Below are 17,872 nucleotides of genomic sequence, written 5' to 3'. Positions count from 1 at the left end.
CGGGGTTGTCCTTCGGAGTTGATTGTATTGACGGATTGAGGCAGTTTACGAGTTCAAGTGAACTTGAGGTCAAGAGTGAAAGATCTGGACATTGTCGCGGTCGCGCGCGGTTCCGGCGTCCCGGCATCGACGCTGCGCTTCTACGAGGAAAAGGGCCTTGTCGCCTCGGTCGGGCGGCGCGGTCTCAAGCGGCTGTTCGACCCCGAGATCTTCGAGCGCCTGGCGCTGATCGCGCTTGGCCGCGCGGCCGGGTTCTCACTTGGCGAGATCACCGAGATGCTGCCGCCCAACGGCCGGCCTCAGATTGACCGGGCCAGGCTGCGCGCCAAGGCCGATGAACTCGACCGCACCATCCAGCGGCTGACCGCAATGCGCGAGGGCCTGCGCCACGCGGCCGCCTGCCCGGCGCCGCACCCGATGGAGTGTCCAACCTTCCGACGCGCCGTGCGTCTTGCCGGCGCCGGCGCTTTCGAACCGCCGAAGCAGATTTTTAGGGCGGAACGGGTCATGTGAGTACCGAACAACCAGGCGTTCCGGCCCCCGTCGGTCCTGCGTTGTTGCCTCGTCGATATCCGAAGCCGGCCTTCGATAATCAATATTTGCGACGGCGATTGGATGCGAAGGCGCACACGTCAGCGGAGGGTCAGATATCCTCGAGTTCGGAAAGCGTGACCGTAAGTCCAACGACCGAGGTCGACACAAGGGGTGCATTTCCCTCGATCCGGCTGATCTCGCCGTAACCTTCGAGACCGGGTCGCGCATGCACGTGGGTGACGCGATCCACCGCCTCGATCACCCACAATTCCGGGATGCCGAAATTCGCATAGATCCGCGCCTTGCGTCCGAGATCCCACTTCAGGCTGGAATCGGCGACCTCGACGGCGAGAAGCGCAGTGCGGGGATTGAGATTGGCCAAGCCGTCTGCCTTGCGGAAGAAAATGAAATCCGGCTCCACGAAGCTGTCTTCGTCGAGCCGGAAAGTCGTCTCGACTGCGAAACGGACCTCATCCGGCACGGTCCTGGCGAAATGAATTTGAGCGCGTTCTTCAGAACCTCGTGGCGGATGCCCTTGGCATTCATCGGCACGATCTCCCCACCGATCAGCTCGAATCGCTCATGCTCATCGATGATTCCCGCCTGCACCATCGCCTCGATCTCGGCCACGGTCCAGCGACGCCGCATCAACCCCTCGGCGGCCTGGGTGGTGGGCGACAGCCCGGAGGATCGGAACTGCTGGTTCATGACGTCAGGATAGCATCGACCGCGAAGACACGCAAAAGCTCGGCATTGCCTCGCGACAACCAATTCGGGCAGAAAGCGACCGTCACCGCTGCCGGATTGGCCGCTGGCCCTGCGCCACGCCGATGAAGTCACGGGCGGCCTGAGTCAGGCCCGATCCGCGCCGCCACACCATGCCAACCTGGACGACCGGCAGTGCGCCGGAAACGTCGCGTGACTCGATTCGGTCGCCCTCCAGCGACCAGGGCCGGTAGACGAGATCAGGCAAAAGCGCGATGCCGGCGCCGGTGGCGACCAGGCTGCGCACCGCTTCCACCGAGCGCGTGCGGAAGGCGACGTGCGGGCGGGCGCCGAGTGCCGCGAGCAGTTTTCCGGTGTTCTCCTCGATCTCGTCGACGGTAAGCATGATCAGCGGTTCGGCGACGATGTCGTTGATGCCGATGCTTTCCGCGCCGGAGAGCGGATGGCCGAGCGGCAGCCACAGCCGGTACGGCGACACCTCGAGGATTTCCGCTTGCAACGCCATGCGGTCGCGCAGGTTCGAGATCACCATGACGGCGACGTCGAGTTCGCCGCCGACCAGAAGATGTTCAAGATAGTCGCCGTTGTCCTCGATGGCGCCGATGTCGACGCCTGGAAAGGCGCGACGGTATCGCGCCAGCAGGTCGGACAGCACGTAGCCCGCCACCAGCGAGGTAACGCCGAGCTGCAGCCGTCCGCCGCCCCGCTCCTGATGCCCGGAGAAGGTGCGTCGGGCGTCCGACACGTCGGCGAGAATTTTGGTGGCGTGGCGCAGGAACTGGTGGCCCTTGTGGGTGATCGTCAGCCCGCGCGGATGGCGCTCGAAAAGCTCGACGCCGAGATCGCCCTCCAGTTCCTTCACCGCCTCGGTGACGGAGGACTGCGAGATGGAAAGGTTTTGCGCGGCGCGCGACACCGAGCCCTGCTCGGCGACCGCGACGAAAAACTGCAACTGTCGAAGGGTAAAGGCCATTGCGGCAATAAACCCTCGCGCCGCCGCGAAGGGAAGCGCGATCCGGCGTCAGGCTCCTGCTATGGTCAGTTTCGCGCCGGCCTTGTCCAGCGCATGCGTGATATCCCGCGGCGCAATGCGGTCGGTGACGATCTCGCCGAATCCGTCGAGGCCGCAGACCTGCACCAGCCCCTGCCGGCCGAATTTCGTGTGATCCGTGATGACGACACGGCGGGCGCCACGCGACAGCACCATGCGCGCGAATTCCGCCTCCTCAAGGTCGTAATCCATGAGGCCCATGACGGCATCGACGGCACCGATGCTGATAACCGCGTGATTGACGCTGAACCGGCTGACGAATTCCACCGCCGAACCGCCGAAAGCTGCGCCCGAATCGCTGCGCAGTTCGCCGCCGGCCATGTAAACCTTGTTGCCGTTGACGGTCGCCAGGGTGCGGGCGATGTCTGAGGAATTGGTGATCACCGTCAGCCGCCGGTGGGTAAGCAGTTCGCGGGCGAGGAAGCTGGTGGTCGTGCCGGTGTCGAGCATGACCGAATCGCCGTCATGGATGGTGGCGGCCACCGCCCTGGCGATCGCCCGCTTGGCCTCGGCGTTCTCGCGCATACGGCGCTCGAACGGCGCCTCGCCGGCCAGCGCGGGCAGGCCAATCGCGCCGTGCATCTTCAGCACCGAGCCGTCGCCGGTGAGCGGCTTCACGTCCCGGCGCACGGTTTCCAGCGACACGTTGAGCTTGGCGGCGAGATCGGCGATGGTGATGGTGCCGGCTTCCTGCACGAGGCGGAGGATTTCGCCGTGACGTTTCGAATGGTTCATATGGGTCCCGCCGAGCGAACGATTCCTGACCGCTCATTAGGCGATTGCCCTTCAAATTACAACAAACCTGGCCGATTTTCAGGCAAAAGCACAGAAATAACCACAGCGTTCATTGACTCCGCGCCGTGCCCACAAGAAACTCGACGCCTTCCGACAGCAAAGGACCGGCATGCAGGCCGCAGAAGACCGTATCCGGGCGCTCCCCCTCTGGAAGGGACCCTTGACGATCGAACCGCTGAAGGGCGGCCTCAGCAACGAGAGTTTCCTTATCACCGAAGCCGGCGGCAGGCACGTCGCGCGCATCGGCCGAGACTTTCCTTTCCACCATGTTTTTCGCGAGCGCGAGATCATGGCGGCGCGCGCCGCCCATGCCGCCGGCTTCGGGCCTGAGGTGCGTTATGCCGAACCCGGCATCATGGTGACCGAGTTTCTCGGCGCCAGGACTTTTGCGGGCGAGGACGTGCGCGCCAACGCGCCGCGCATCGCCGCGCTGATCCGGCGGTTCCACGAAGAGATGCCGCGCCATGTGTCCGGAGCCGGCTTCATGTTCTGGGTTTTCCATGTGCTGCGCGACTATGCGCGCACGCTCGAAACCGGCGGCAGCCGGATGCGGGCGGAGCTTCCGGGCTATCTGGCGCTCGCCGACGAGTTGGAAGCCGCGCAAAAACCGCTGCCGATCGTCTTCGGCCACAACGACCTGTTGCCGGCCAATTTCCTCGACGACGGCGAAAAACTCTGGCTGATTGACTTCGAATACGCCGGCTTCAATACGGCGATGTTCGACCTGGCCGGAACGGCATCAAATGCCGGCATGAGCGAGCCAGAGGCCGACGCGCTGCTTTCCCTCTATTTCGGCACGGAACCGGACGCGGCCCTTCGCCGGGCGCATGCCGCCATGCAATGCGCCTCGCTGCTGCGCGAGGCGATGTGGGCCATGGTTTCGGAGTTGTACATGAAGGCGCCGGGCGTCGACTATGTCGCCTACACCGCCGAGAATCTCGAAAGGCTGGATGCCGCGCTGGGGCGTTATCGTTCGACGTTCGGATAGTCGCGCCGAATTGCGCTGAACCATCCGGCGCACCGTGATAGTCTGCTTCTCATCAAGCTGAGGAGCGCACCCATGGCCACGCATTTCGTGGAAGGCAAGACGATCGACGTCGGGTTCGACGGCAAGAAATGCATCCATTCGCGCAATTGCGTGCTCGGCCACCCGGAAGTCTTCGTGCCGAACGCGCCCGGCGAGTGGATCCATCCCGAAGCAGCATCTTCCGAGGCCATCGTCCGGGTCGCGGAAAACTGCCCGTCCGGCGCGATCACTTACCGCCGCAAGGATGGCGGGCCGCCCGAGGCGCCGCCGGTCGTCAACCTTGTCCGCATCCGCGAAAACGGACCGCTGGCGATTAACGCCGAGCTGGTGATCGATGGCGAGACCGTACTGCGGGCGACGCTCTGCCGCTGCGGCGCCTCCGCCAGAAAACCGTTCTGCGACGGTAGCCACACCAAGACGGGTTTCGCTGCCACCGGCGAACCGGCCGTCAAGGAATCGCAGCCGCTTGCGGTGCGCAACGGGCCGGTAAAGGCCACGCCGCAGCCGAACGGGCCGCTGCGCCTCGACGGCAATCTGGAGATCGTCTCCGGCACCGGGCGCACGATCGACCGCGTCACCCGCGCCTTCCTGTGCCGGTGCGGCCATTCGCAGAACAAGCCGTTCTGCGACGGCAGCCATAAAGCCGCGGGATTCGTCGGATAACGCCCGCCGCATGAAGCACATTTCGATCGATCGCCGCTGGTTTTTGCGAGCAGGCGCGGCAACGCTTGTCCTTCCCGCCTTGGGTTGCCGCAGCACAATGCTGGAGGTCGGCGAAAGCGCCGGCGCCTCGGCGGCCGGGCAAAGCTATCTCGCCCAGATCCGTTCGTCGAACGGCCTGCCGCCGCTCACAGCCGATCCGACACTGGAACAGGCGGCGCTGCACCAGGCCGGCTACATGGCGCGCAGCGGCCGCATGGCGCACACCACCGGCTGGGGCAAGGATTTCGTCTCGCGCATGCGAGCCGACGGCGTACGGGGTGCGGCGGCCGAAAACGTCGCCTTCGGCGACATGGACCCGCCGGAAGTGTTTTCGCGCTGGATGGGTTCTTCCGGCCACCGCCGCAACATGCTCGACCCCGCCTTCTCGCGCTTCGGGCTGGCCTATGTGCGGGAAGCCGACAATCCGCGCCGCCGCTACTGGGCGCTGGTGCTGGCGGGCTGAGGCCCGTCGACAATCGTCTGGGTACGCTCAATACCGGGAAATCAATCGACCACAGCCGGCGCACCCATGTAGCGGTAGACGACGATCGGCCGATCCCAGCGGTCGAAATCGTCGTCGTATCGCCGCGCACTGCGGGCGAGATCGATGCGCTGCAGGCATTCGGCGAAGGCGTCGGTGCGCGCCCGGAACCCGTAGCCGCGGCATTTGTCCTCGTCGGCCGCCCGCTGCTGCTCCGCCGTCATGCAGCCTGAGAGCAGGGAGAGAAGACCCGCCAGCGCCACAAATCCCACCAGACGCATCGCCCGCTCCAAAACTTGACTATTGAGATCTAGTTTATCGCTGTTTGCGGGAATGTCCAAGACGAGGGACGGCTGCTCAGCCGGCCGACTTGCGCGGACGCCCGCCACTGGCTCCGTTGGCGCGGGCAGCGGCGGCCTTGGCATCCGACCTGGCGCGGCCGGCCTGTTGGGCCATATATTTGGCTGTGCCAAAAATGCCGGCGGCGAGGCCAGCAACGGTAAAGTCGACATCGAGCTTTTCCCAATGAAGACCGAAACCGCCGCCGAGCAGTTCGATGTTGGCGAGGTCGTCGTCGGATGCGTTCTCCAGATCCTGGACAATATCCGCCGGGAAGGAGAATGACGTTCCACCGTCCAGTTCTACAACGATCCGGCGTGACGTTGCATCAAAATATGCAGCAACCGCGCGCGGCTCTCCTTTGGGACGTATCCCTCGTTTCGTCGCCGCCTCAAAGTCGCTGTCGGACAGATCAACCATGGATTTCGTTCCAGCGTCGGAGCAACAGGTCTCGATTTTCAAACACCAAGGTCATGGCTCGTCGTGCTTCGACCTTCGTAGCCCCTTCTTGCCCGTCCAATCTAACGGCAGGCGACAAGGCGATCTTGCACTCACCATCCCCAAACACGTGAACATGCGGCGGCCCGTGGTCGTTCTTGTAGATCACGACGCGCAGGCTGCCTCCGCGGAGAACCGTTATCATCTAGATATCCCAACGCGATGGGTTTTTCAACCTAACGGCTGCGCGACCTCGTGCCGACGGTTGAGTGTCGCCGGCCTGCCGGCGATGTGGAGATTCGTCGCCCGCTTCTCGCGCTCCGCCACCACCTTGCCGCGAGAGATCACGCACAGCCGCTCGGCGCGCAAGCGCAACGCTTCGACACGGTTGCCGGCATCGAGTACGACAAGGCTGGCGCGCTTGCCGACCTCCAGCCCAAGATGGTCGAGCCCGAGGATTTCGGCGTTGACCTTGGTCACCATGTCAAAACAATGCGCCATATCGGCGGGGCTGGTGAGTTGCGCCACGTGCAGACCCATGAAGGCCACGTCCAGCATGTCGGCGGTGCCCAGTGGATACCACGGGTCGAGCACGCAATCCTGGCCCCAGCCGACGCGGATGCCGTGCTTCAGCATTTCCGGCACGCGGGTCATGCCGCGGCGTTTCGGATAGGTGTCGTGGCGGCCCTGGATGACGATGTTGATCAGCGGGTTGGGGATCGCCGAAACCTTTGCCTCGGCGATCAGCGGCAGCAGTTTCGAGACGTAATAATTGTCCATGGAATGCATCGACGTAAGATGCGAGCCGGCCACCCTGCCTCCAAGGCCGAGCCGCTGCGTATCATAGGCAAGCTGCTCGATATGGCGCGACATCGGGTCGTCGGTCTCGTCGCAATGGATGTCGACCATCAGCCCGCGCTTTTCGGCGATTTCGCAAAGCTCGGTGACCGAGCGGCGGCCGTCGTCCATGGTGCGCTCGAAATGCGGAATGCCGCCGACCACGTCGACGCCCATGTCCAGTGCGCGCAAAGTGTTTTCGCGGGCTGTCGGGTCGCGATAAAACCCGTCCTGCGGAAAGGCGACGAGCTGCAGGTCGAGATAGGGCGCGACAGTCTTCTTCACGTCGAGCAGCGCCTCGACGGCCAGCAGCCGGTCGTCGCAGGTGTCGACATGCGTGCGAATGGCGAGCAGGCCCATCGACACCGCCCAGTCGCAATAGGCGAGCGCCCTCTCCTTCACCGCCTCATGCGTCAGCAGCGGCTTCAGTTCGCCCCACAGCGCGATGCCTTCGAGCAGCGTGCCCGACGCGTTGATGCGCGGAATGCCGTAGGACAGCGTCGCATCCATATGGAAATGCGGATCGACGAAGGGCTGCGAGACGAGGTTTCCGGTGGCGTCGATCATCCGTCCCGCCTCTGCCTCGATACGCGGCTCGATGGCGGTTATCGTCTCGCCCAAAATGCCGATATCGGCGACGCGGCCATCGGCGAGCGTGCCGCCCCTGACGATCAGGTCAAATGTCATCTTTCGCCTTTCTGGTACGGGATCATCAGCGCCCTTGGATAGGTTGCCCGGCGCGCAACGAGGACGAGCGCCAGGATGGACAGCACATAGGGCATCATCAAAAAGATCTGATAGGGCACGACGCCGCCGGTGAGCTGCTGCAGCCGCACCTGGTAGGCGTCGAAGGCGGCGAACAGGATGGCGCCGATCAACGCCTTGCCCGGCCGCCACGAGCCAAAGACGACCAGCGCGATGCAGATCCAGCCACGGCCGTTGATCATCTCGAAGAAGAACGAGTTGAAGGCCGACATGGTCAGGAACGCGCCACCCACCGCCATCAGCGCACTGCCGGCCATGACGGCGCCGATGCGGATGCCGCTGACGGAAATGCCCTGCGCCTCGACCGCCGACGGGTTCTCGCCCGCGGCCCGCATGGCCAGCCCCAGCGGTGTGCGGTAGAGCACCCAGGCGACGACCGCCACGCTGGCGAAAGCGAGATAGGTCAGCGGCGTCTGCGAGAACAGCGCTTCGCCGAGGATCGGGATCTGCGACAGGCCGGGGATCGGCAGCGGCGCAAAAGGTTCGATCTTCGGTGGCGAGGTCACTTCCGGCAGCACCAGCCGGTAGGTGAAATAGGTCAGGCTAGTGGCGAGCAGGGTGATGCCGATGCCGACCACATGCTGCGACAGGCCGAGCGGCACGGTGAGCAGCGCGTGCAACAGGCCGAACAGCGCGCCCGATACCGCCGCTACGGCGACGCCGGTCCAAAGGTCGCCGCCGGAATAGACGGTGAACCAGCCGGCAAAGGCGCCGACCGTCATGACGCCTTCGATGCCGAGGTTCAGCACGCCGGCGCGCTCGCAGATCAACTCGCCCATGGTGGCGAAGATCAGCGGCGAGGCGATGCGGATGGCGGCGACCCAGAAGGACGCGGTGAGCAGGATGTCGAGGGCTTGCATCGGTCGATGTTACCTCCACCGCACCCGGAACCGCGACAAGAGGATCGCCACCACCATGGTGAGCAGCGCGGTGGCCACCATGACGTCGGCGATGTAGCTCGGCACGCCGGCCGAGCGGCTCATGGCGTCGGCGCCGACGAAGATACCGGCAACGAAGATCGCGGCGGCGACCACGCCGAGCGGGTTGAGCATGGCGAGCATCGCCACCACGATGCCGGAATAGCCGTAGCCCGGCGACAGATCGAGCGTCAGGTTGCCCTTCAGCCCGGCGACTTCCGAAAATCCGGCGAGCGCCGCAAGCCCGCCGGACAGCAGCGCCGTCTTCATCAGCACACGGTTGACCGGGATGCCGGCGAAGCGTGCCGCCTCGGGATTGTGGCCGACGGCGCGCATCTCGTAGCCAAGCGCGGTCTTCTTCATGATGATCCAGACGGCGACCGCCGAGACGATCGCCAGCACAAAACCGTAGTGCAGGCGTTTGCCCTGGATAATGCGCGGCAGTTGCGCCGCCTCGATCACTTTCCGCGATTGCGGCCAGCCGAGGCCGGTCGGGTCCTTCAGCACGCCTTCGAGCAGCATCGAGACGAAAAGCAACACGATGAAGTTGAGCAGCAGCGTGGTGACCACCTCGTCGACGCCGAGCCTTGTCTTCAGCAGCGCCGGGCCGAGCAGCAGCAGCGCGCCGGCCAGCATGGCCGCGACGGCGATGATCGGAAGCAGCAGCCAGGAGGGCCAGGGCAGCAGGCCGGTGCCGAGCACGACGGTGGCCACGCCGCCGATATAAAGCTGAGCCTCGGCGCCGATGTTCCAGAGTTTCGCGCGGAAGGCGACGGCGACGGCCAGTCCAGTGAAGATCAGCGGCGTGGCGCGGGTCAACGTCTCCAGCAGTGCGAATTGCGAGCCCGCCGCGCCGCGCGCCACCAGCGTGAAGACCGACAGCGGGTCGGCGCCCGCCGCCAGCACCAGCAGCGCCGCGAACCCCAGCGTGACGACGATCGCGCCGACGGGATAGAGCAGCGTGGCCGCCAGCGACTGCGCGGGTTTCGGCTCAAGGCGCATGGCAGGCTCCGGCCTTCCCTCCCCTTCGAGGGGAGGGTGGCCGCGAAGCGGCCTGGTGGGGTCGCCGCGGCAGTGCGCGACCTATTGGCGGTGCCTTCTGAGGATACCCCCTCTGTCGCCTTCGGCGACATCTCCCCCTCAAGGGGGGAGAAAATGTCGCGCACGTCATCACGCCGCCGCCTCCAGCCCGTGCCCTGCCATCAACTCGCCGAGTTGCTGCATCGAGCGCTGGCCGCGCTTGGTGACCGACGAAATGCGGCCCTTCGAGATCACCGCGATGCGATCCGACAGCGCCATGATCTCCTCCAGATCCTCCGAGATCAGCAGCACGGCCGCGCCCCGGTCGCGCGCCTCGATCAGTCTTCCGTGCACATAGGCCACCGCGCCGACGTCGAGACCGCGCGTCGGCTGGTTGGCGACGATGATGCGCGGCTCCGGGTCGAGCGCGCGGCCAAGGATCAGTTTCTGCATGTTGCCCCCCGAAAGCAGCCGGATGCGGGCGTCCGGCGATGGGCATTTGACATCGTACTCAGCAATGATTTCCTCCGCGAATTTGCGCGCAGCATCCCAGTCGAGGAAACCGCGGCTGCAAAAGCGCGCAGAGCGGTAGCTTTCGAGGATGAGGTTTTCCGCCACCGTCATGTCGCCGATCGTGCCGACCGCATGGCGGTCCTCCGGAATGCGGCCGATGCCGAGGTCGAGCGCCTCCAGCGTCGACCATGGCGCGCGCTGTTCGCCAGCAAGCGTGATGGCGCCCGCCGTCGCCGGTTCGCTGCCCGAAAGCAGCGCGGCGAGTGCTGCCTGGCCGTTGCCGGAAACGCCCGCCAACCCAAGAATCTCGCCGTCCTTCAGCGTCAGCGACGCCCGGTCGAGCGGCGCGCCGGAGCTTTTTCCGCCGGTCGAAACCTCCTCCAGCACCAGCACGCGCCCACCGAACGGCACTTCGACGATCGGCGGCAGCGTGGGCTCCTGGCCGACCATCAGGGCGGCAAGGTCGGCGCGCGTCGTCTCGGCAGTGCGCCGCTCGCCGGCGATCTTTCCACCGCGCAAGACGATCACGCGGTCGCTGACGGCCATCACCTCGTTGAGCTTGTGCGAGATGAAGATGATGGAAAGCCCCTGCCCGACCAGCAGTTTCAGCGTCCTGAACAGCGCTTCGGCTTCGGCCGGCGTCAGCACGGCGGTCGGCTCGTCGAGGATCAACACCCGCGCCTGGCGGTAGAGCGCTTTCAAAATCTCGACGCGCTGGCGCTCGCCGACGGTCAGCGCCGAAACAAAGGCATCAGGCTGTATGGTCAGGCCGAAATCGTCGGCCAGCCGGACGAGGCGCTCCCGCGCCTCGGCGCGGTCGAGGCGCGGCCGCCACAGCGATTGTGTGCCAAGCGCGATGTTCTCCAGTACGGTCATGTTGTCGGCCAGCGTGAAATGCTGGTGCACCATGCCGATGCCGGCCTTCAGCGCCGCACCGGGATCGCCGGGCGGCAGCCGCTTGCCGAACGCCTCCACCGTGCCCTCGTCGGCGACATAGTGGCCGAAGAGGATGTTCATCAGCGTCGTCTTGCCGGCGCCATTCTCGCCCAGCAGCGCGATGATCTCACCCTTTGCAAGGTCAAAGGAGATGGAATCGTTGGCGGTCAGCGCGCCGAAACGTTTTGTGATGTTTTGCAGGCGGAGGACTATTTCGCGGCCTTCCCCTTCCCCTTGAGGGGAGGGTGGCGGCGAAGCCGTCGGGAGGGGTTGCTGCGGCAGTGCTCGGCGTCCTTATGATATCGGTCAGAAAGAGACGCCGGGCGCGGCCGTACCGACCCCACCCGGCGGCTTCGCCGCCACCCTCCTCTCAAGGGGGAGGGAAAAGGGCGCTAGCTCGACTTCGGCTCGCTGTCGTTGATCTCGACGGTGAACGAGCCGTCCTTGATCGCCTTCTCCTTCTCGGCGACCAACTTCTTTGCCTCCTCCGGAACCTTGCTCTCGAACGTTCCGAGCGGGGCGAGCGAGCAGCCGCCTTCCTTCATGAAGGAATAGACGCCGTAATCCTCCGCCTTGAAGCTGCCCGCCTTCACCGCCGCGATCGCCTTGTCAAGCGTCGGTTCGAAATGCCAGAGCGCCGAGGCGACAACGGTTTCCGGATAGTCGGCCTGCGTGTCGATGACGTTGCCGATGGCCAGAACCTTGCGCTCCTTGGCTGCGTCGGACACGCCGAAACGCTCGGCGTAAAGCAGGTCGGCGCCGCCGTCGATCTGCGCGAAGGCGGTTTCCTTGGCTTTTGGCGGATCGAACCAGGAGCCGATGAAGGCCACCTGGAACTTCGTGTCCGGCGCCACTTCCTTCACACCGGCCATGAAGGCGTGCATCAGCCGGTTGACCTCCGGGATCGGGTAGCCGCCGACCATGCCGATGTTCTTCGACTTGCTCATCGCGCCGGCGACGATGCCGCTGAGATAAGATGCATCCTGGATATAGTTGTCGAAGACGGAAAAATTCGGCACGGCCTCGTCCGGCTTGAAGCTCGATCCCATCAGGAAGGCGACGTCCGGATAATCCTTGGCCACGGTGCGGGCGGCCTCCTCGACGCCGAACACCTCGCCGAGGATCAGCTTGTTGCCGGCCTCGGCATATTCGCGCATGACGCGTTCGTAGTCGGTATTGGCGACGTTCTCGGTGGCGACGTATTCGATGTCGCCCCGCTCCTTGGCGGCATTCGCCGCCTTGTGCAGCCGGCTCACCCATTGCTGCTCGAAAGGCACGGTGTAGATCGCCGCGACCTTGAGCTTCTCCTGGGCGAAAAGCCGGGTCGGCAGGCCGGCCACGACCGACAGCGCCGCGCCCGCCCCGGCGGCCTTCAACATCGTGCGACGGGAGAGCCCGGACGAGGTCCGGGAACGATCTGTGCTGGGCATTCTACCACCTCTGGTTGGCAGGTTTCGGGTTGCTGGCTGATCCCGTTTTTTATCGTTTGGTAAACGCTATGCGATTTTCCGGAAACCGGCAATCCAAGGCCGGGACGCTTCCCACCGGATTTGCGCGAGGCTGCAAATTCCGCATTCTCCGGCGGCGCAAATTGCCGCGGGACGCTATCGCAGCGCGGTCACGGTTTCATCTGCGCTGCTCCGGCGCTGTCGCCGTTCCGGTTTTCGATCGATGAAGGCATGGACCATCCCGCCTCCTGCGTATAGGGTAACGAGGCGTTGGAAGCGGAACGCCGCAAAGACAAACCGAAGGTGAAACCGGCATGATGCGGCGCTTCGAGCATGCTCGCATTCTCATGTACAGCCACGACACGTTTGGCCTCGGCCATCTCAGGCGGTGCCGGACGATCGCGCATTCGCTCGTCGAGGATTTTCGCGGGCTGAACGTGCTGATCATCTCCGGCGCGCAGATCGCCGGCGCCTTCGAATACCGCGCCCGCGTCGATTTCGTGAAGATCCCCAGCGTCATCAAGCTGCGCAATGGCGAATACACCTCGCTGGAGCGGCATATCGACCTGCACGAGACGCTGGAGATGCGCCGCTCGATCATCCGCTCCACGGCCGAGACGTTCCAGCCGGACATCTTTATCGTCGACAAGGAGCCGATGGGCCTGCGCGGCGAGGTCGAGGACACGCTGGCCTACCTTAAGACGCGCGGCACGACGCTGGTGCTGGGCCTGCGCGAGGTTCTGGACGCGCCGCATCTGCTCGACGCCGAGTGGACGCGGCGCGACACGATGCGCAAGATAGGCCTGTTCTACGACACGATCTGGGTCTACGGCCCACCGGATTTTTACGATCCGTTGACCGGCCTCGACGTTCCACCGGCGGTGCGCGCCAAGATGGACTTTGTCGGCTTCCTGCAGCGCAGCCTGTCGCACGAGGTGGAAGCGCCTGGCCACCGGCCGGAGGGCGACTACATCCTCGTCACCACCGGCGGCGGCGGCGACGGCGCCGAACTCATCCACGACGTCATCCACGCCTACCAGCAGGACCCGGGCCTGACCCACAAGGCACTTATCGTGCTCGGGCCCTACATGCCGGTGAAGAAACGCCAGAGGCTGGTCGCCAAGAGCGCCGACATTCCGTTCATCGAGATCCGGGAATTCGACAACCGCATGGAAGAGTTGATCGCCGGCGCCAAGGGGGTGGTCGCCATGGGCGGCTACAACACCTATTGCGAGATCCTGTCCTTCGACAAGCCGGCGCTGATCGTGCCCCGCACGCTGCCCCGCGAGGAACAGCTTATCCGCGCCCGGCGCGCCTCCCAACTCGGGCTGATCGACATGCTGATGCCGGAGGAAGCCGCGGATGCCACGCGCTTCGCGGCGGCGCTGAAAGCGCTGCCGAACCGCCCGCCTCCGTCGAGGTCGCGCCCCGATCTCAGGTTGGAAGGCCTCGCCAACATTTCCGGCATCGTGCAGAACCTGCTGGGGGAGCAGCCTCCGTCGCACCTCTCCGTGGTCGAAGGCTGACGTCAAACCACCCATGCGTCGAAAAACCGTCGTCCTGCTCAAGGGCTATCCCCGGCTGTCGGAAACCTTCATCGCCCAGGAACTGCGCGGGCTGGAGCGCGCCGGCCTCGACCTCGTGCTGGTTTCCATGCGCCGGCCGACCGACAAGAAGCGCCATCCCGTGCATGACGAGATCAAGGCGCCGGTCGTCTATCTGCCTGAATATCTTCACGAAGAACCGTTGCGCGTGGCCAAGGGGTTTCTCCGCGGATTGTTGCGGCCAAATTTCTGGGGCACGCTCGGACGCTTCACGTCGGACCTGACGCGCGACTTCAGCCGCAACCGATTCCGTCGCTTCGGTCAGGCGCTGGTTCTGGCGGCAGAATGGCCGAAGGGCGCGGAATGGCTGCACGCCCACTTCATCCACACGCCCGCCTCCGTCGCCGCATATGCAAGCAAAATCAAAGGAATAGCCTGGACCTGCTCAGCCCACGCCAAGGACATCTGGACTTCTCCGGACTGGGAGCTTCAGCAAAAGCTCGCCTGTGCGCAATGGGTCGTCACCTGCACGCATTCCGGTTTCGAACACCTGCAATCACTGGCCGCCGAGCCGGAACACGTGCATCTGAGTTATCACGGGCTCGATCTCGACCGGTTCGGGCCGTTTGCCGGCGACCATTCGGATGCCGACGGCTCGGATCCGGCAAGACCGGTGAGAATCGTCAGCGTCGGGCGGGCCGTCGAGAAGAAGGGTTACGACACGCTTCTCGAGGCACTAGCGCTGCTGCCCGACAATCTCGAATGGCGGTTCGAGCATATCGGTGGCGGCGAAAAGCTTCCAGAACTCAAGGTTTTGGCGGGAAAGCTCGGGCTGTCGGATCGCATCGACTGGAGGGGTGCGCTGGCGCAGGAGGAGGTGCTAAGGCACTATCGCAGCGCCGACCTGTTCGCGCTCGCCTGCCGGATCGCCGGCGACGGCGATCGAGATGGGCTGCCCAACGTGCTGGTGGAGGCCTCCAGCCAGCGCCTGCCCTGCATTTCGACAACGATCTCGGGCGTTCCGGAACTGATTACCGACGGCGAGAACGGCCTCCTGGTTGCGCCCGAGGATCCGCAGGCGCTCGCAGGGGCTCTGGAGCGCGCCATCTGCGATCCGGAGCTGCGCAGAAGGCTAGGAAACGCGGCGGAACAAAGGGTTAGGGCACATTTCGACCACCATTCCTCGATCGGCCAACTCGTCGCCCTGTTCGAGGAATCGTGGCGATGAAAAATCGCGTGAAGCCCAGAATATTGTTTTATGTCCAGCACTTGCTGGGCATAGGCCACCTCGCGCGTGCCAGCAGGCTTTCCGCGGCCCTGCAAAACGACGGTTTCGACGTGACTATGGTCACCGGCGGCTTGCCGGTGCGCGGTTTTCCGCCTGCGCAACTCGACCACGTCACATTGCCGGCGGTGACCTCAGCCTCGGAGGCGTTTTCCGGCCTGATCGATGCCGGTGGGCATCCTGTCGATGACGCTTTCAAGGAACATCGCCGCGACCTGCTGATCCGGACGCTGCATGAGCGGCGGCCGGACATCGTCATCATCGAGGCCTTTCCGTTCGGGCGCAGGCAGGTGCGGTTCGAACTCCTGCCGCTGCTTGACGCCATCGCGGGGATGACCCCCCGTCCAAAACTCGTGACGTCGATCCGCGACCTTTTGCAGGAACGGGTAAAACCCGGCCGCAACGAGGAGACGGTCGAACTGCTGAACCGGCATTTCGACCTGGTGATGGTTCACGGCGACCCGAAATTTTCGCGGCTGGAAGAGACGTTTCCTTTGGCAAGCACGATCAAGCCACCGATCGGCTATACCGGCCTGGTGGCCGCGCCGCCGCCGGCCCTGCCGAAGGAAACATTTCAGGTACTGATTTCGGCTGGCGGCGGCGCCGCCGGGGCCGATCTGGTCAACGCGGCGGTCGAGGCGGCAAAACTGCTGCCGGACGTCCGCGATTGGGCGCTGATTACTGGACCGAACCTTCCGCAGCTTGCCTATGATGCGGCCGCAGCAGAAGCGACGCCGGGCCTAAAACTGTTTCGCTTCCGCGAGGATTTTCCCAGCCTGCTTGCCGGCGCGGAGCTTTCGGTTTCGCAGGCAGGCTACAACACCGTCTGCGACGTGCTTAGGGCCGGCTGTCGCTCGCTGCTGGTGCCGTTCAGCACGGGCGGCGAAACCGAGCAGACGGCACGCGCCGAACGTCTGGAAAGGCTCGGGCTGGCGACAGCCTTGCCGGAGCAGGGCCTGACCGGCCGACAACTCGCCGAGGCGATCGCCGATGCGCTGGCGCGGCCGAAACCGCCGGCGGCAGCGCTTGACCTCGACGGCGCGCACGGCGCGGCGAGGTTGCTGCGGACGCTGCTTTAAGCAACCAATGCACTGGACAGCCCTTTAAACTCGGTAGTAATCTTGCCTACCAGCCTTGACTTGGTACGCAGTGGTTTCAAGCCACGGCATCAGAATGGCGGTCTCCAATGTCGAACGTGGAAAAGATCAGCGTAGCGGTTACCCCGGAAATGGCAGCCATGATGCGTCAGGCGGTCGAGTCCGGCGAGTATGCTTCTGCTAGCGAAGTGATGCGCGAGGCCCTGCGCGACTGGAAGCAGCGCCGGCTAGAAAGGCAGCGTGCGATCGAGGAGATCGGCAGGCTCTGGGACATCGGCATAGCGAGCGGACCGTCAATAGACGGCGAACAGGTTTTCGCGGAACTGCGCCGTGAACTGGACGCGGAAATTTTTCGCCGTCACGGCTGATGAGCTTTCGCCTTCACCCAGAAGCCAAGGCAGACATCAAAGCGATCACGCACTACATCGCCAAGGACAATCGGCGCGCCGCAGAGGGCTGGTTTGAAGAGGTCTACGAGCGATGCAGAAGAATCGGGGAGATGCCTCGAATGGGCGTCGCACGTTTCGATATCCGCCCGGGCCTGCGGTCGTTGCCTTTCGGTAACTACCTCATTCTCTATGGAGAAATTGAGGGCGGAGTCGAAATAATCCGTGTCGTCCACGGCGCCCGTCAGTGGGAAGATTTGCTTTGATTTTCATGGCGGACCGACAAGAGCCCCCCGCTCTATCACACCCGCCCGATCAGCATGTAGCGCGTATACTTCTTCATAGGCAGTTCGCCGGCGAAGTCGATGTGCGACAGCCCAGCCAGCGCGCCGAACGCCTCGAGGCAGGCGACGCAGGCGATGTGGGTCGGCTCGGCGAAATAGTTGTTGGACTGCAGCAGCACCCGCGTACCCGACGGCATCAGCGACAGCCATGAACGGAGGTCCGCAATGTGCTCGCAGCTTGTATTGACGACCAGGTCGGGCCGCCGACCGACATAGTCGAGCTTGTACATGTCCGCGGTCACCGCCCGGAACCGTTCCGCATGCGCGTGATTGAGCGTCTCGGCGATGGCGCCAACTTGCGGATCGATGTCGCTGTTTTCGACGCGGCCGATCTTGAAGCGCGGATCCTCCAGAAGCATGCCCGCGAACACGCCGTACCAGCCGCCGACGACCCATATATCGCCGAAGACGCCGCCGGCCCTTTCAAAAAGCCTGTCGCGTGCCCACATCTTGCAGGCGACCTGCTTGTGGTTGAAGGCGTTGCCGATATCGGCTTCCGGGTGGCGCGAAATGACCCTCGACAATCCCTTGACGAGCGGGCTTCCGCAATAGGCGGCTATTCCGCGCGCAAGGTCAAAAGCGTGTTCATGCCAATCTTCATCGGCGTAGCGGGCCTGGGTAGCGTCCATGATGCGGCTGTTGTAGGCTGGCACGGACGGGGAAGCAATCTAAAGACGTTTCAGACGG

At 64.4% G+C, this 17,872-nt stretch carries 21 protein-coding genes; 9 read left to right on the top strand and 12 right to left on the bottom strand.

What is annotated here, in order from left to right; genetic code table 11:
* Nucleotides 1–75 precede the first annotated feature (75 nt).
* Nucleotides 76–513, top strand: a complete 438-nt coding sequence (locus tag RB623_RS11940; protein WP_308057035.1) for a helix-turn-helix domain-containing protein — start codon at nucleotides 76–78, stop codon at nucleotides 511–513.
* A gap of 130 nt (nucleotides 514–643) precedes the next feature.
* Here the strand turns inward: RB623_RS11940 and RB623_RS11935 are convergent, their stop codons facing one another.
* From RB623_RS11935 to RB623_RS11925, 3 genes are all read right to left on the bottom strand, one after another.
* The gene (locus RB623_RS11935; RefSeq protein WP_308057034.1) at nucleotides 644–1,015 is read right to left on the bottom strand and encodes a Uma2 family endonuclease; all 372 of its coding nucleotides are present in this window, start codon (nucleotides 1,013–1,015) and stop codon (nucleotides 644–646) included.
* Between the two features lie 309 nt (nucleotides 1,016–1,324).
* The gene (locus tag RB623_RS11930; RefSeq protein WP_308057033.1) at nucleotides 1,325–2,233 is read right to left on the bottom strand and encodes a LysR substrate-binding domain-containing protein; all 909 of its coding nucleotides are present in this window, start codon (nucleotides 2,231–2,233) and stop codon (nucleotides 1,325–1,327) included.
* Between the two features lie 48 nt (nucleotides 2,234–2,281).
* Nucleotides 2,282–3,046: a DeoR/GlpR family DNA-binding transcription regulator gene (locus RB623_RS11925; protein WP_308057032.1), complete on the bottom strand. Its 765-nt coding sequence runs from the start codon at nucleotides 3,044–3,046 to the stop codon at nucleotides 2,282–2,284.
* Between the two features lie 169 nt (nucleotides 3,047–3,215).
* Here RB623_RS11925 and RB623_RS11920 point away from each other — a divergent pair, with 169 nt between their 5' ends.
* The 3 genes from RB623_RS11920 to RB623_RS11910 all read left to right on the top strand — a co-directional run bounded on the left by RB623_RS11920 (nucleotide 3,216) and on the right by RB623_RS11910 (nucleotide 5,298).
* Nucleotides 3,216–4,094, top strand: coding sequence for a choline kinase family protein (locus RB623_RS11920; RefSeq protein WP_308057031.1), 879 nt, complete (start codon nucleotides 3,216–3,218; stop codon nucleotides 4,092–4,094).
* A gap of 72 nt (nucleotides 4,095–4,166) precedes the next feature.
* Nucleotides 4,167–4,796, top strand: coding sequence for a CDGSH iron-sulfur domain-containing protein (locus RB623_RS11915; protein WP_308057030.1), 630 nt, complete (start codon nucleotides 4,167–4,169; stop codon nucleotides 4,794–4,796).
* Nucleotides 4,797–4,806: 10 nt separating this feature from the next.
* Complete coding sequence (locus RB623_RS11910; protein WP_374121666.1) at nucleotides 4,807–5,298, top strand: CAP domain-containing protein; 492 nt, start codon at nucleotides 4,807–4,809, stop codon at nucleotides 5,296–5,298.
* A gap of 41 nt (nucleotides 5,299–5,339) precedes the next feature.
* Here RB623_RS11910 and RB623_RS11905 read toward each other — a convergent pair whose 3' ends face one another.
* The 8 genes from RB623_RS11905 to RB623_RS11870 all read right to left on the bottom strand — a co-directional run bounded on the left by RB623_RS11905 (nucleotide 5,340) and on the right by RB623_RS11870 (nucleotide 12,511).
* Nucleotides 5,340–5,597, bottom strand: coding sequence for a hypothetical protein (locus RB623_RS11905; protein ID WP_308057029.1), 258 nt, complete (start codon nucleotides 5,595–5,597; stop codon nucleotides 5,340–5,342).
* A gap of 76 nt (nucleotides 5,598–5,673) precedes the next feature.
* On the bottom strand, nucleotides 5,674–6,075 hold the full coding sequence (locus RB623_RS11900; RefSeq protein ID WP_308057028.1) for a DUF2442 domain-containing protein: 402 nt from the start codon (nucleotides 6,073–6,075) through the stop codon (nucleotides 5,674–5,676).
* A complete protein-coding gene (locus RB623_RS11895) occupies nucleotides 6,068–6,298 on the bottom strand; it encodes a DUF4160 domain-containing protein (RefSeq protein WP_308057027.1) in 231 nt (76 codons plus the stop codon). Before RB623_RS11895 ends, RB623_RS11900 begins: the two co-directional genes overlap by 8 nt.
* A gap of 26 nt (nucleotides 6,299–6,324) precedes the next feature.
* Nucleotides 6,325–7,617: an amidohydrolase family protein gene (locus RB623_RS11890; protein ID WP_308057026.1), complete on the bottom strand. Its 1,293-nt coding sequence runs from the start codon at nucleotides 7,615–7,617 to the stop codon at nucleotides 6,325–6,327.
* Nucleotides 7,614–8,555, bottom strand: coding sequence for an ABC transporter permease (locus RB623_RS11885; RefSeq protein WP_308057025.1), 942 nt, complete (start codon nucleotides 8,553–8,555; stop codon nucleotides 7,614–7,616). Before RB623_RS11885 ends, RB623_RS11890 begins: the two co-directional genes overlap by 4 nt.
* 9 nt (nucleotides 8,556–8,564) lie before the next feature.
* Nucleotides 8,565–9,614 carry an ABC transporter permease gene (locus RB623_RS11880; protein ID WP_308057024.1) on the bottom strand — a complete coding sequence of 350 codons (1,050 nt, stop codon included), beginning with the start codon at nucleotides 9,612–9,614 and terminating at the stop codon, nucleotides 8,565–8,567.
* Between the two features lie 168 nt (nucleotides 9,615–9,782).
* Nucleotides 9,783–11,294, bottom strand: coding sequence for an ABC transporter ATP-binding protein (locus RB623_RS11875; protein ID WP_308057159.1), 1,512 nt, complete (start codon nucleotides 11,292–11,294; stop codon nucleotides 9,783–9,785).
* 179 nt (nucleotides 11,295–11,473) lie between these two features.
* On the bottom strand, nucleotides 11,474–12,511 hold the full coding sequence (locus RB623_RS11870) for a BMP family protein (RefSeq protein WP_308057023.1): 1,038 nt from the start codon (nucleotides 12,509–12,511) through the stop codon (nucleotides 11,474–11,476).
* Nucleotides 12,512–12,843: 332 nt separating this feature from the next.
* Here RB623_RS11870 and RB623_RS11865 point away from each other — a divergent pair, with 332 nt between their 5' ends.
* The 5 genes from RB623_RS11865 to RB623_RS11845 all read left to right on the top strand — a co-directional run bounded on the left by RB623_RS11865 (nucleotide 12,844) and on the right by RB623_RS11845 (nucleotide 17,107).
* Nucleotides 12,844–14,055 (top strand): glycosyltransferase family protein, encoded by a 1,212-nt coding sequence (locus RB623_RS11865; RefSeq protein WP_308057022.1) that lies wholly within the window; start codon nucleotides 12,844–12,846, stop codon nucleotides 14,053–14,055.
* 13 nt (nucleotides 14,056–14,068) lie between these two features.
* A complete protein-coding gene (locus tag RB623_RS11860; protein WP_308057021.1) occupies nucleotides 14,069–15,301 on the top strand; it encodes a glycosyltransferase family 4 protein in 1,233 nt (410 codons plus the stop codon).
* Entirely contained in the window at nucleotides 15,298–16,437 is a 1,140-nt protein-coding gene (locus RB623_RS11855; RefSeq protein ID WP_308057020.1) for a glycosyltransferase, read from the top strand. The genes RB623_RS11860 and RB623_RS11855 overlap by 4 nt, the downstream gene beginning before the upstream one ends.
* A 107-nt stretch (nucleotides 16,438–16,544) precedes the next feature.
* Nucleotides 16,545–16,823, top strand: coding sequence for a type II toxin-antitoxin system ParD family antitoxin (locus RB623_RS11850; RefSeq protein WP_308057019.1), 279 nt, complete (start codon nucleotides 16,545–16,547; stop codon nucleotides 16,821–16,823).
* A complete protein-coding gene (locus RB623_RS11845) occupies nucleotides 16,823–17,107 on the top strand; it encodes a type II toxin-antitoxin system RelE/ParE family toxin (RefSeq protein ID WP_308057018.1) in 285 nt (94 codons plus the stop codon). The genes RB623_RS11850 and RB623_RS11845 overlap by 1 nt, the downstream gene beginning before the upstream one ends.
* Nucleotides 17,108–17,142: 35 nt before the next feature.
* Here RB623_RS11845 and RB623_RS11840 read toward each other — a convergent pair whose 3' ends face one another.
* Nucleotides 17,143–17,814: a class I SAM-dependent methyltransferase gene (locus tag RB623_RS11840; protein ID WP_308057017.1), complete on the bottom strand. Its 672-nt coding sequence runs from the start codon at nucleotides 17,812–17,814 to the stop codon at nucleotides 17,143–17,145.
* Nucleotides 17,815–17,872 lie beyond the last annotated feature (58 nt).

This window comes from Mesorhizobium sp. LHD-90 (assembly GCF_030929505.1).
In the GTDB taxonomy this organism is placed as follows: domain Bacteria; phylum Pseudomonadota; class Alphaproteobacteria; order Rhizobiales; family Rhizobiaceae; genus Kumtagia.
This window is presented reverse-complemented; position numbering and strand designations above follow the sequence as displayed.

Excerpts from the sequence above, each read along its gene's own strand:
- RB623_RS11930 (WP_308057033.1), bottom strand. The coding sequence starts at position 2,233 with ATGGCCTTTACCCTTCGACAGTTGCAGTTTTTCGTCGCGGTCGCCGAG.
- RB623_RS11925 (WP_308057032.1), bottom strand. The coding sequence starts at position 3,046 with ATGAACCATTCGAAACGTCACGGCGAAATCCTCCGCCTCGTGCAGGAA.
- RB623_RS11920 (WP_308057031.1), top strand. The coding sequence starts at position 3,216 with ATGCAGGCCGCAGAAGACCGTATCCGGGCGCTCCCCCTCTGGAAGGGA.
- RB623_RS11915 (WP_308057030.1), top strand. The coding sequence starts at position 4,167 with ATGGCCACGCATTTCGTGGAAGGCAAGACGATCGACGTCGGGTTCGAC.
- RB623_RS11910 (WP_374121666.1), top strand. The coding sequence starts at position 4,807 with ATGAAGCACATTTCGATCGATCGCCGCTGGTTTTTGCGAGCAGGCGCG.
- RB623_RS11905 (WP_308057029.1), bottom strand. The coding sequence starts at position 5,597 with ATGCGTCTGGTGGGATTTGTGGCGCTGGCGGGTCTTCTCTCCCTGCTC.
- RB623_RS11900 (WP_308057028.1), bottom strand. The coding sequence starts at position 6,075 with ATGGTTGATCTGTCCGACAGCGACTTTGAGGCGGCGACGAAACGAGGG.
- RB623_RS11895 (WP_308057027.1), bottom strand. The coding sequence starts at position 6,298 with ATGATAACGGTTCTCCGCGGAGGCAGCCTGCGCGTCGTGATCTACAAG.
- RB623_RS11890 (WP_308057026.1), bottom strand. The coding sequence starts at position 7,617 with ATGACATTTGACCTGATCGTCAGGGGCGGCACGCTCGCCGATGGCCGC.
- RB623_RS11885 (WP_308057025.1), bottom strand. The coding sequence starts at position 8,555 with ATGCAAGCCCTCGACATCCTGCTCACCGCGTCCTTCTGGGTCGCCGCC.
- RB623_RS11880 (WP_308057024.1), bottom strand. The coding sequence starts at position 9,614 with ATGCGCCTTGAGCCGAAACCCGCGCAGTCGCTGGCGGCCACGCTGCTC.
- RB623_RS11870 (WP_308057023.1), bottom strand. The coding sequence starts at position 12,511 with ATGCCCAGCACAGATCGTTCCCGGACCTCGTCCGGGCTCTCCCGTCGC.
- RB623_RS11865 (WP_308057022.1), top strand. The coding sequence starts at position 12,844 with ATGATGCGGCGCTTCGAGCATGCTCGCATTCTCATGTACAGCCACGAC.
- RB623_RS11860 (WP_308057021.1), top strand. The coding sequence starts at position 14,069 with ATGCGTCGAAAAACCGTCGTCCTGCTCAAGGGCTATCCCCGGCTGTCG.
- RB623_RS11855 (WP_308057020.1), top strand. The coding sequence starts at position 15,298 with ATGAAAAATCGCGTGAAGCCCAGAATATTGTTTTATGTCCAGCACTTG.
- RB623_RS11850 (WP_308057019.1), top strand. The coding sequence starts at position 16,545 with ATGTCGAACGTGGAAAAGATCAGCGTAGCGGTTACCCCGGAAATGGCA.
- RB623_RS11845 (WP_308057018.1), top strand. The coding sequence starts at position 16,823 with ATGAGCTTTCGCCTTCACCCAGAAGCCAAGGCAGACATCAAAGCGATC.
- RB623_RS11840 (WP_308057017.1), bottom strand. The coding sequence starts at position 17,814 with ATGGACGCTACCCAGGCCCGCTACGCCGATGAAGATTGGCATGAACAC.